Genomic DNA, 12,081 nt, shown 5'->3' on the forward strand with positions numbered 1-12,081 from the left:
GTAGGCGGTCATACTCAATGAAAAACAAAAGTGGGGGAGAATAGATGGACGCAAAATTAAAATACAAGGCCAAGAAGATTAAGTTGGTATTTTTCGATATTGATGATACCTTGCGCTTGGTGGAGACGGGATTTATTCCGGACACTATTCCGACGGTCTTTGCATCACTGAAAGCAAAAGGCATCTTGACAGGGATTGCCTCTGGTCGGGCCAAATATGGTGTTGTGCCAGAAATCCAGGCCTTGCAGCCGGATTACTTTGCTATGATAAACGGCTCTTATGTAGAAGATGCCAAAGGCAATGTCATTCGTAAGGCTCCGATTGCACCGGATTTGATTGAGAAATATATTGCTTGGACCAAGCAAGTGGGGATTGACTATGGGGTTATGAGCGCCGAAAAAGCCACTCTGTCCTTCCGTGACCAGCGGATTAGTCAGGCCATTGACCCCATTTATGATAATCTGGAGACAGACCCTGATTTTTACAAGGGCCAGGATATTTACCAAATGTGGACCTTTGAGCAGGAAGGTCAGGAAGTGGTCTTACCGGAGGAATTGCAGAGTGACTTACGCAGTGTCCGTTGGCATGCCATTTCATCAGACATTGTCCTCAAGTCTGCCTCTAAGGCAGCAGGGGTAGCCGCAATCGTTGAAAAGCTTGGTCTCAAACCAGAAAATGTCTTGGTCTTTGGCGATGGTCTTAATGACATCGAGCTCTTCCAATATGCTGGCATCAGTATTGCCATGGGGCATTCCCACCCAGAACTGCAAAAACATGCAGATTATATTACAAAAACAGTAGAAGAAGACGGCATTTTTGATGCTTTGGAGAAATTAGGTTTGGTAGAAAAAGAAAAATACTTCCCACAATTAGACTTGGAAAATGTAGAGGGACCAGTTGCCCGCATCAAGACCAATCACGGTAGCATGACCATCAAGCTCTTCCCAGAAATTGCACCAAAAACAGTGGCGAACTTTGTTGCCCTGTCAAAAGATGGTTACTATGACGGCATTATTTTCCATCGTATTATCGAGGATTTCATGATTCAAGGTGGCGACCCGACTGGTACAGGTATGGGCGGTGAGTCTATCTACGGTGAGTCCTTTGAGGATGAATTTTCTATGGAGGCCTTCAACCTGCGTGGTGCTCTTTCTATGGCCAATGCAGGTCCCAATACCAATGGCAGTCAATTTTTCATCGTGCAGAACCAGAATTTCCCTTACAATGTCAAGGAATTGGAGCGCGGTGGCTGGCCTAAGGAAATTGCGGCTCTTTATGCTGAAAATGGTGGAACACCGCACCTGGATCAACGCCACACGGTCTTTGGACATTTGATGGATCAAGAATCTTATAGGGTATTGGATACCATTGCGTCTGTAGAGACAGATGGTTCAGACCGTCCGCATGAAGATGTTGTCATCGAAAGTATTGAAATCGAGGACTAAGATGAATATTGGTGATAAAGTCAAAGGAAAAGTGACGGGCATTCAGCCCTACGGTGCCTTTGTTGAATTAGAGAACGGTCAGATTGGGCTTATCCATATTTCTGAAATCAAGACAGGCTTTGTTGATAATATCCACCATTTTATTAAAATGGGCCAGGAAGTTCTGGTCCAAGTCGTTGACTATGATGAATATTCGCACAAGGCTAGTCTATCTATGCGGACCTTGGAAGAAGAACGCCAAAAAATCCCAAGACACCACCGCTTTACCAACGACCGCTATAAGATTGGCTTTGAGCCTCTGGCCAAGGCCCTCCCAACCTGGATTGCCGAATCCAAGGAGTATTTGAAGGAAATGAAAGAAGGAAAGGTCTAGACTAGTTGCTAGTCTAGCTTTCCAATAGTAAAAAGAGCTTGGAAATGAACTGCACCCCAAAAGTTAGACACAAAATCTAACGATTGGGGTGTTTTTCTTATGAAATTAAGTTATGAAGATAAACTAGAAATATATGAGCTGAGAAAGAGTGGCGTGTCGTGGGTCAACCTTAGCCAGATATACAAGGTCACTATTGCCAATCTCACCTACATGATAAAACTCATGGATCGATATGGCGTGGAAAGCGTTGAAAAAGGTAAAAATAGGTATTATTCACCTGAATTAAAGCAAGAAATAATGGATAAGGTCTTGATTCATGGGTGTTCTCAACTCTCAGTTTCCCTTGATTATGCCTTGCCAAATCGAGGAATGCTTCCCAATTGGATAGCACAATACAAGAAAAACGGGTATACTATTCTTGAAAAACCAAGAGGGAGACCGAGCAAGATGGGACGTAAACGCAAGAAAACCTGGGAAGAGATGACGGAATTAGAGCGCCTTCAAGAGGAAAATGAACGTCTTCGAACTGAGGTGGCCTTCCTAAAAAAGTTGAGAGAACTTCGCTTGAGGGACGAAACACTAGTGCGCGAACAGCAGAAACAATTAGAGATATGGTCCAAGGAGGATTCCGACTAGACCTCCTACTTGCGACAGCTAAAATGCCTCGCTCAACTTATTATTATCAAGTCAAGCAACTGGATAAACCCGACAAGAACAAAGCCATTAAGGCTGAAATTCAAGCCATTTATGATGACCATAAAGGTAATTACGGCTATCGTCGGATTTATTTAGAACTCAGAAATCGAGGTTTCTTCATCAACCACAAAAAGGTGCAGCGCTTGATGACAGTAATGGGCTTAGCGGCTCGTATTCGTCGTAAGCGCAAGTATGCTTCTTACAAAGGTGAGGTGGGTAAGAAGGCTGATAATCTGATTAAACGTCAGTTTGAGGGATCTAAGCCTTATGAAAAATGTTATACCGATGTGACGGAGTTTGCTTTGCCTGAAGGGAAACTCTACTTATCGCCTGTTCTTGACGGCTATAATAGTGAGATTATTGCTTTTACCCTGTCTCGGTCACCTGACTTGAAACAGGTTCAAACCATGCTTGCGAAGGCTTTTCCAGCAGATTTATACAGTGGGACTATTCTCCACAGCGATCAAGGTTGGCAATACCAGCACCAGTCTTACCATTACTTTTTGGAAACAAAAGGCATTCGACCATCCATGTCCCGCAAAGGGAATAGCCCAGATAATGGGATGATGGAGTCTTTCTTTGGCGTCTTGAAAACAGAAATGTTTTACGGATTTGAAAAGAGTTTCAAGTCTCTGGATCAACTGGAGAAAGTTATCACTGATTATATTTTTTACTATAACAACAAACGAATCAAAGCAAAATTAAAAGGACTTAGTCCTGTCCAATACAGAACTAAATCCTTTCAATAATTATTTGTCCAATTTTTTGGGGTCAGTACAAAATCCAGGCTCTTTTGGTATATTAGTTTTCAAACTCATAGAGGGTAGTTGACAGATAGCGTTCACCGTTGTCAGCCAGGATAGCCAAGACTTTTTTGCCAGCTCCTAGTTCCTTAGCGACTTCAATCGCAGCATGAATAGCAGCGCCAGAAGAAATACCGACCAGGAAACCTTCCTGTCCACCGATAGCGCGGCCGGTTGTCAGAGCATCATCTGATTTGACGCGGACAATGCTATCGTAGGCAGCGGTATCCAGGGTGTCTGGGATGAAGCCAGCTGAAATTCCTTGAATCTTGTGCGGACCAGGTGCTTCACCAGAGAGGACGGCAGACTCATCTGCTTCCACAGCGTAAATTTTTACATCGGGATTGGCTGCCTTAAGGACATGAGAGACACCGCTGACGGTACCACCAGTACCCACGCCTGACACAAATGCATCCAGACCAGTTGGGCCAAAGTCCTCCAAAATTTCTTGTCCTGTTGTATCTTCATGAACTTTTGGATTGGACGGGTTGGCAAATTGGAAAGGTACCCAGCCATTTTGTGCTTCAGCGATTTCATTGGCCTTGGCAATGGCACCCTTCATCCCCTCGCTACCTGGTGTGAGAACTAGCTCAGCTCCGTAGGCTTGGATAATTTTACGACGCTCAATGCTCATGGTTTCAGGCATGACGATGATGACCTTGTAACCTTTTGCAGCTCCAACCCAAGCCAAACCGATACCAGTATTTCCGCTAGTAGGCTCAACGATCGTATCACCAGGCTTGATAGTGCCGGCCTTTTCAGCATCTTCAATCATTGCCAGAGCAATGCGGTCTTTGACAGAAGAACCAGGGTTGAAGGCCTCCAGTTTGACATAGACATCCGCAGCACCTTCAGGGACAATGTTATTGAGTTTGATAATCGGTGTTTTTCCGACAAGTTCTGTAATCGATTGATAAATAGCCATTGCTAATACCTCCAAATATAGTTACTTCTAGTATATATCAAGTCCCAGCCAATGTATAATATAAAAAAACTATCGTCATGATAGCTTTTTTTAATGAACAGGAACTTCGACAATTCTTGGCTCAGTCTCTTGGCTTGTGACCTTGCCATGGTAAAATTCGGTCAGACTGGTCAGAGTCGGCGCAACCAGTTCCTTGTCAACATAGATCATGGTTTGAACTTCCGTTGTAAATTGGGTATCGTGTTCTTCCAGTCCCAACTCAGCCCGCCAGTTGGCAAATTCCTGGTACTGGGCATAGGAAAGGGTGATAGAAATGCCTTTTTGCTCCTTGACTTCGACAATGCCGATTTCCTTGACAGCCTTGGACACGGCCCCAGCATAAGCCCGAATCAGCCCACCGGCACCCAATTTGATACCTCCAAAATAGCGGGTCACAACCGCTGCGACATTGGTCAGTTCATGATTTTCCAGCACTGTCAGCATGGGAACACCCGCTGTACCAGAAGGCTCGCCGTCGTCCGATGATCGCTTGATTTCCATATTTTCGCCAAGGATAAAGGCAGAGCAGTTATGGTTGGCCTTGTAGTGCTCTTTCTTAATACCGTTGATAAATTCCCTGGCCTCTTCCTCGGTTGTCACCCGTTTCATAAAGCAAATAAAGCGGGATTTCTTAATCTCTTCTTCGACAATACCGTCTTCTTTAATGGTCTTAAATTCTTTCATACCAAAATTATACACGTTTTTCCAAAAACTGACAAAAATTTCCGAATAAATAAGTGATGAAAGAATTAGAAAATTATTATGGACGACTGTTTACCAAGTATCAATTGACAGCTGAAGAGCGCCAAGCAGCTCAGACCTTACCTAGCATGACAGAGGGGGGCGCTTGTTTTCGTTGTTCGACTGCATTTTCGGACCGCCATCGTTTACCAAACGGGGCCTACTATTGCCGAGAATGTATCCTGCTAGGCAGGGTGCGGTCAGATGAGGAACTCTATTATTTTCCCCAGCAGGATTTCCCAGAAAATGCCTGTCTCAAGTGGTCTGGTCAGCTGACTGATTGGCAGCAGAAGATTTCAAACGGGCTCTGTGCCAATATTGAAAAAAGGCGGCCGACCTTGGTTCATGCCGTGACGGGGGCTGGAAAGACGGAGATGATTTACCATGCAGTAGCGCAAGTCATTGACCAGGGCGGAGCAGTTTGTCTGGCCAGTCCCAGAATTGATGTCTGTATCGAGCTTTATAAGCGGCTGCAACAAGATTTCGCTGTTCCCATCAGTCTCCTTCATGGTCAGTCGGATCCTTATTTTCGGACGCCGCTTGTGGTCGCTACCACCCACCAGTTGCTCAAGTTCTACCAGGCCTTTGATTTGGTCTTAATCGATGAGGTGGATGCCTTTCCCTATGCGGACAATCCCATGCTCTACCGGGCAGTAGACAATGCCGTCAAAGCAGACGGGCTCCAGGTTTTCCTGACAGCGACCTCGACGGATGAGCTGGATAGGAAGGTAAAATCCGGCCAATTAGAACGGCTCAGTTTGCCCAGACGCTTTCACGGCAATCCCTTGATTGTGCCAGAAAAGGTCTGGTTCAGCCAATTTGACCAGAGCCTGAAAAAGGACAAGCTGGTTGTCAAGCTCAAGAAAGCTATCAGAAACCAGCGAAAAACAAGTTTTCCCTTGCTGATTTTTCTGCCAGAAATTTCCAAAGGCCAGGAATTTGTAGCGATTTTGGAGCGAGAATTTCCTGATGAGAAAATCGGTTTTGTTTCTAGTCAGACGGAAAATCGACTGGAGATTGTTCAAGGTTTTCGCGACCGCACCATTACCATCCTGGTTTCAACAACGATTCTGGAGCGAGGTGTGACCTTTCCCATGGTTGATGTCATGGTAGTCCAGGCCAACCACTATCTCTATACGTCGTCCAGTTTGGTGCAGATTGGAGGTCGAGTCGGACGGTCCATGGATCGTCCCACAGGCTTGCTCCTCTTTTTTCATGAGGGTTCGACCCGTGCCATTGAAAAAGCAATCGCTGAAATCAAATTTATGAATAAGGAGGCCGGCTATGTCTAACTGCCTACTCTGTGCGGAAAGCCTGCGAACCCGCACCACATTTAGCTCTATCCTCTTTTTCCAGCAGGAGAAGCTAGGGATTTGTTCCAGCTGTCAGGCTTCTTTTAAGGAAATAGCAGAGCTCCACTGTCCGTCGTGTTATAAGTCAGGAACTTCCGATATCTGCAGTGATTGTCGGCACTGGCAGGCCAGGGGCAAACACATTGACCACAGGGCCATTTTCCAATACAATCCAGCCATGGCAGATTATTTCAGCAAGTACAAGTTTCAAGGGGACTATCTGCTCAGACAGATCTTTTCCCAGCAAATCAAGGCAGCCCTGTCAGCTTATTCGGACTATACCTTGGTTCCCATTCCCCTTAGTCCAGAGAGGTTGGAGGAGCGAGGCTTCAATCAGGTGACGGGGCTACTTGATGCGGCTGGTCTTCCATATAAAGAGCTCTTAGGCAAAATTGATAGCCGGAAACAGTCTTCAAAAAGTCGGGAGGAGCGTCTTGATGCGGAACAGGTCTTTTATTTGTTGGAGGAAGATGAGCTTCCAGAAAAAATAATTTTAGTTGACGATATTTACACAACAGGTGCCACAATCCAGCTTGCCGTGGGACTTTTCATGAAAACTGGTCAGAAAGAAATCAAAACATTTTCACTTTCACGTTGAGAAAACGGTTGCAATATTTTATAAATGTGTTATAATGATAGTGAAGAAAGGCGAAAGCCAAGAAAGAGGTACTAATATGATTAAATTCAGTATTCGTGGAGAAAACCTTGAAGTTACAGATGCACTCCGTGCCTATGTAGAAGAGAAAGTTGCTAAGATTGAGAAGTACTTTAGTGCAGACCAAGAGTTGAATGCCAAAGTAAACTTGAAGGTTTACCGTGACAAGCGTGCTAAGGTTGAAGTGACCATCCCTGTTGGTGGTGTAACCCTGCGTGCAGAAGACATTTCACAAGAAATGTATGGCTCAATCGACCTTGTCGTAGACAAGATTGAACGTCAAATCCGTCGTAATAAGACAAAAATCGAGCGCAAACACCGTCAAAAAGTGGCTACTGGTCAAGTCTTTACAGACGAGTTGGTAGAGCAAGCTGAAGAAGAAGTAAAAGTAGTTCGTACTAAGCAGGTAGACTTGAAACCAATGGATATGGAAGAGGCGGTTCTTCAATTGGAATTGCTTGGACATGACTTCTTTATCTACACAGATGCCAATGATGGTACTACCAATGTCCTTTACAAACGTGAAGATGGCGATTTGGGACTCTTGGAAGTGCGTCAGTAATTCTCAGAACTTGTATTCACAGTTCAGTATCTTTAGCTAAGGCTAGTTTTCTGCCACTCATCGTTCGTTTTTCTCGAAATACAGTCAGTATTCCATCAAAAAACGGTCTTGATTTGTAAAAAAAACTATCTCTCATCTAAATCTACCTTACTTGTAAATACTGTTTCTTATATAAACGAATAGGAGAGGAGGGCAACCTTCTCTCTTTTGCCATGACGGGTGACGAAAGGACTAGCTATGCAGTTTTTAGCAGAATTGATTGGAGAGTGGCTCTTGGAATTGCCAGATTTTGAGCCAGAAAAACAGGCGCCCTTTGGCAGTCGTTACTGGTTGGGCTGGCTCGGAATCTTGTTTCATCTGGTCCTGGTCGGCTTGCTTGCCTTTATCAGTTTCTTTAGCCTAGCTAAGCTGCTGAAAGACTTTCATCTGGGCCATATGATTCTTGCAACCTTCCTCCTTGGGCTTGCGCTCTTTTCGCTTTGGCGACTTGGCAAATACCTGGTCAGGATGTGTCGCGCAACCAACTATTATTGGAAGAGGAAATAGAAAGCATCAGCTTGAGCTGGTGTTTTTTTGATCCCTGGGGAGGGAAATTCGGTTTCAATTATGCTATAATGGAGAGATAATATTTGTTAGGAATGAATGTTGAATAGGAGCATGGATGAGTAGGATGATGCCGGGGCGGACTCGCCAGGAAGGAATTGATTTATACGAATCGGGTCAGTTGACAGTCGTTGAGAGCGAGCTGGGTAAGATGACACTGGAAATTGCCGGGGAGTTGTTTTCCTATAGTGATGACGATAGTGAGCTTAATTGTAGCTGTCTGCTATTTCAAAACAAGGGCTACTGCCAGCATTTGGCTGCTACGGAGTATTTTTTGAAGAATGATAAGGCTGGTCAGACCCTCAAGGAGGAGGGCAGCCATCAGAAGGAGACCGCTAGGCGAACCTACTTTGGCGGCTTGTTTTTGGATGAAATTTTACCGCTTCCGCTTGATTTGGGTATCCAATACCAATTGGCGGTGGAGGGGCAGTTATTGGCCTATGACCGCCAGATTGACTGGACCCTCAAAATCGGTCGTTTGCCAGACCAGCGTTACTATATTATTCGCGATATTGGGGCCTTTTTGAAGGTGGTCAAAACCAATGGCCAGTATCAAATCGGTAAAAAATACTTTGAGCATGTGTCCTTTGATCATTTTGACCCGGCAAGTCAGGCTCTTCTGGAATTTTTATGGGTCCTGGTGCCTGAAAAAGCCCGCCTGGACTCGGAAGTCTTGGTTCATTTCGGTCGTCATTTTCGCCTGCCCAAGTCTCACTTTGAGGAGGGGCTGGAATTACTGGGGGACTTGGATGAATTTCAACTGACCCACCAGCAGACCAGCTACTCACAGTTGACCATTAAACACCTAACGCCAGAAGACGGTCTCTTTTGTTTTGAAGTAACGGTTCATATGGATATGATTGAAATGGTGATTCATGAAGAGCCTGTCCGCCAGCTCTTTTATGGAAGTTACCTGCTCAAACATGGTATTATCTATAGCCTGAATCGCCAGCAGGAAAATCTGCTGATGCGGATCAATGATCTGGTTCCGACTGAATCAGGCCTACGCAAGGTTCAAGTGGATTTTCAAGATCAGGGCAAATTGGCCCTCAGTTTATTGGAACTGCAAAAATTGGGGAAAGTCAAGGCACCCAAACGCTTTGCCATTGAGGATTTTCAGCCGGAATTCCATCTGGGCATGGAGGCAAGTGGTCGCTTGACCCTGCAGCTGGTCTTGGATTTTTCAGGTCGCAAGGTTGCCTCGCAAGAGGAGCTGGACTTACTACCTTTTACAAGTCATTTTCAACATTTGGAAGCTGTCCGCCAGGCGATCAAGCTAGCAGGCTTTCATGGGAAATTCCTGGCCTACCGCCAGCCCTTGGTCCAGACCGAATGGTATACCTTCTACAAGGAACATCTAGCCCTGTTGGAAAAAATGGGTAAGGTTTACCTGGACCAGCAGTTAGAAAATAATCTTATTCAGGCCAAGCCAAGTCTTGAAATCGTGAAAAATGGTTCCTTGTTGGACATTTCCTTTGACTTGACAGGCATTGATCAATCTGAGGTGGATCAGGCCATCCAGGCCCTTTTAAACCAGGAGGACCACTATACCAGCCCAAGTGGCAAGTTGCTGGTCTTCGACGAAGAGGCCTTGCGCATCAGCCAGACTCTGACCAATCTCCGAGCTAAATTTGGAAAGGGGCAGACCCTTCATTTGGATGCCTTGAATGGTTTCCGACTGGCTCAGCAATTGTCAGGCTTGGACCAGGTTCATTTTTCGGAAGAATTTCAAACCATGGCGGCTCATTTGGCGGCACCAGATACCTTTCCTCTTCCCCAACAGCCCCTTAATCAGCAACTACGGGATTACCAAGAGACAGGCGTCAAATGGCTTTCCATGCTCAACCATTATGGTTTCGGGGGCATTCTGGCAGATGATATGGGTCTAGGGAAGACCCTGCAAACTATTGCCTTCCTGTCAGGCCATCTGAAGTCAAGTTCCAAGGTTTTGATTTTGGCTCCGTCTAGTTTGATTTATAACTGGCAGGAAGAATGTGCCAAATTTGCGCCGGACTTGGAAGTGGCAGTGGTCTATGGCAATAAGGACCACCGGGAAAAGCTTATCAATGAGGACCATCAGGTCTATGTGACTTCCTATCCAACCTTCAGACAGGATTTTGACCTCTATAAAGAAGAGCAATTTGATTATTTGATTTTGGATGAAGCCCAGGTCATGAAAAATTCTCAGTCAAAAATTGCCCAGCTTCTGAGAGAGTTTGAGGTAGGGAATTGTTTTGCCCTGTCTGGTACGCCTATTGAAAATCACCTGACTGAGCTTTGGTCTATTTTCCAGATTGTCCTACCAGGCCTCCTGCCAGGTAAGCAGGAATTTAGCAAGATGACTTCCCAGGAAATTGCCCGTATGATCCAGCCCTTTGTCCTCAGACGGCATAAGGAAGAGGTTCTGGATGAATTGCCAGATTTGATTGAGGTCAATGTCCTAAATGAATTGACAGATGAGCAAAAGGTCATCTATCTGGGGCAACTCCAGCAAATGCAGACCAAGGTGTTGGGAGCAGATGATGCCCAGATTAACCGTAATAAGATTGAAATCCTATCAGGCATTACCCGTCTCCGCCAAATTTGTGACACTCCCAGCCTGTTTATGGATGATTTCACCGGAGAAAGTGGTAAGCTCAATAGCCTGAGCGAGCTCCTACAACAGCTTAAAGAGGGTGAGCATCGGGTATTGATTTTTTCACAGTTTAGAACAATGCTGGATAAGATTGAGCAGCAGCTGGATGAGTTGGGCCTGACCTCTTACAAATTGACCGGCTCGACCCCTGCTAGTCAGCGCCAAGAAATGACCCAAGCCTTTAACGCAGGTAGCCGAGATGCCTTCCTCATTTCCCTCAAGGCAGGTGGCGTGGGGCTCAACCTGACCGGTGCCGATACAGTCATTTTGGTTGACCTCTGGTGGAATCCTGCGGTGGAATCCCAGGCCATTAGTCGGGCCCACCGAATGGGGCAGACAGAAACGGTCGAATGCTATCGATTGATTACCAGGGGAACGATTGAAGAAAAAATCCTTGCCCTGCAGGAAAGTAAGAAAAATCTGGTCAAGACGGTGCTGGACGGCGAAGAAAGTCGTTCAAGTCTGACGGTTGAAGATATTCGTGACATTCTTGGTATCACAGAATAAGGCTGACAATCTGAAGCAGACTTCCTCTTGTGTGGTAAAACCCTGTGCCTTTATGATATAATGAGTAGTTGAAAGGAATGTGCTATGATAAGAGAAGATACTCGATTTCCCATCATTTCAGACAATGAGCCTCTGATTGAGGCCAGCCCTCAGATGCTTCTCTATGAGGAGAGCGATTTGATTTCAAATATTAAGGGACCTTATCAGGACAAGGTGTTTGAAGCCAGTGGCAGTCAGGAACCAGCGGTGAAACCTGTTCCAGAGCAGACGGAAGACGAGCTCTTGCCCCCTTTATTTGCTACCAAGAGGTCGCATTATTCCAGACGGGACCGAAATCTTCACAGACCGGTCCAGCATGCGGAGCGGAAGACCCAGGGGCAGTTAGCCAGGGAAGTAGCCAAAGAAGATATTAAAAAGAAACGTTCAGCTAGCTATTTGAAGGATGATTTTATCGGAAGCAAGCCTAAAAAAGTTCCAACTGTCCAGCCTACTCCTCGCAAGGAAGCGACTGGCAATCTTCTGGCCAATCTAGCTGACCGTTTGCGCCAAGAAAGCTATATTTTAGCAGATCTGCCAGAAGTCTATTCTTTGAAAAAAGAGGAGCGGGTGCAGGAAAAAACATCAAGCAACCAGTCCTTTGATTTCCTCAAGAGAAGTCAGGTCTACAATTATCCGGAAAGGCGTGCCTTTCGTGATAAGCAGGTTGCTCAAGAACTCAATTTGACACATATAGAAGAGGATTAAG

General features: G+C 45.5%; 11 protein-coding genes. 9 read left to right on the forward strand and 2 right to left on the reverse strand.

Features of this window, described 5'->3' with window-relative positions; all coding sequences use genetic code 11:
- Positions 1–44: 44 nt before the first annotated feature.
- The 3 genes from NQZ91_09865 (at position 45) to NQZ91_09875 (ending at position 3,263) form a co-directional block, all read left to right on the forward strand.
- On the forward strand, positions 45–1,445 hold the full coding sequence (locus NQZ91_09865; GenBank protein ID UUM57623.1) for a Cof-type HAD-IIB family hydrolase: 1,401 nt from the start codon (positions 45–47) through the stop codon (positions 1,443–1,445).
- A 1-nt stretch (position 1,446) separates the two neighbouring features.
- Positions 1,447–1,818 carry a S1 RNA-binding domain-containing protein gene (locus tag NQZ91_09870; GenBank protein UUM57624.1) on the forward strand — a complete coding sequence of 124 codons (372 nt, stop codon included), beginning with the start codon at positions 1,447–1,449 and terminating at the stop codon, positions 1,816–1,818.
- Positions 1,819–1,917: 99 nt separating this feature from the next.
- Positions 1,918–3,263 (forward strand): IS3 family transposase gene (locus NQZ91_09875; protein ID UUM57625.1). Its coding sequence is split into 2 segments (ribosomal slippage): positions 1,918–2,359 and positions 2,359–3,263, totalling 1,347 coding nucleotides; the frame shifts between segments, so codons are not numbered across the junction.
- Positions 3,264–3,315: 52 nt separating this feature from the next.
- Here the strand turns inward: NQZ91_09875 and cysK are convergent.
- Together cysK and NQZ91_09885 are read right to left on the reverse strand one after the other, a co-directional pair.
- Positions 3,316–4,242 carry a cysteine synthase A gene (gene cysK, locus NQZ91_09880; protein ID UUM57626.1) on the reverse strand — a complete coding sequence of 309 codons (927 nt, stop codon included), beginning with the start codon at positions 4,240–4,242 and terminating at the stop codon, positions 3,316–3,318.
- Between the two features lie 90 nt (positions 4,243–4,332).
- A complete protein-coding gene (locus tag NQZ91_09885; protein UUM57627.1) occupies positions 4,333–4,965 on the reverse strand; it encodes a YigZ family protein in 633 nt (210 codons plus the stop codon).
- A 56-nt stretch (positions 4,966–5,021) separates the two neighbouring features.
- Here NQZ91_09885 and NQZ91_09890 point away from each other — a divergent pair, with 56 nt between their 5' ends.
- The 6 genes from NQZ91_09890 (at position 5,022) to NQZ91_09915 (ending at position 12,080) form a co-directional block, all read left to right on the forward strand.
- Complete coding sequence (locus NQZ91_09890) at positions 5,022–6,314, forward strand: DEAD/DEAH box helicase (protein UUM57628.1); 1,293 nt, start codon at positions 5,022–5,024, stop codon at positions 6,312–6,314.
- Positions 6,307–6,972, forward strand: a complete 666-nt coding sequence (locus NQZ91_09895) for a ComF family protein (protein ID UUM57629.1) — start codon at positions 6,307–6,309, stop codon at positions 6,970–6,972. The genes NQZ91_09890 and NQZ91_09895 overlap by 8 nt, the downstream gene beginning before the upstream one ends.
- A 76-nt stretch (positions 6,973–7,048) precedes the next feature.
- A complete protein-coding gene (raiA, locus tag NQZ91_09900) occupies positions 7,049–7,591 on the forward strand; it encodes a ribosome-associated translation inhibitor RaiA (protein ID UUM57630.1) in 543 nt (180 codons plus the stop codon).
- Positions 7,592–7,810: 219 nt separating this feature from the next.
- Positions 7,811–8,137: a hypothetical protein gene (locus tag NQZ91_09905; protein UUM57631.1), complete on the forward strand. Its 327-nt coding sequence runs from the start codon at positions 7,811–7,813 to the stop codon at positions 8,135–8,137.
- A gap of 115 nt (positions 8,138–8,252) precedes the next feature.
- Entirely contained in the window at positions 8,253–11,336 is a 3,084-nt protein-coding gene (locus tag NQZ91_09910; GenBank protein ID UUM57632.1) for an SNF2 family helicase, read from the forward strand.
- 84 nt (positions 11,337–11,420) lie between these two features.
- Positions 11,421–12,080, forward strand: coding sequence for a hypothetical protein (locus tag NQZ91_09915; GenBank protein UUM57633.1), 660 nt, complete (start codon positions 11,421–11,423; stop codon positions 12,078–12,080).
- Position 12,081: the final 1 nt, after the last annotated feature.

The organism is Streptococcus suis (genome assembly GCA_024583055.1).
In the GTDB taxonomy this organism is placed as follows: domain Bacteria; phylum Bacillota; class Bacilli; order Lactobacillales; family Streptococcaceae; genus Streptococcus; species Streptococcus suis_V.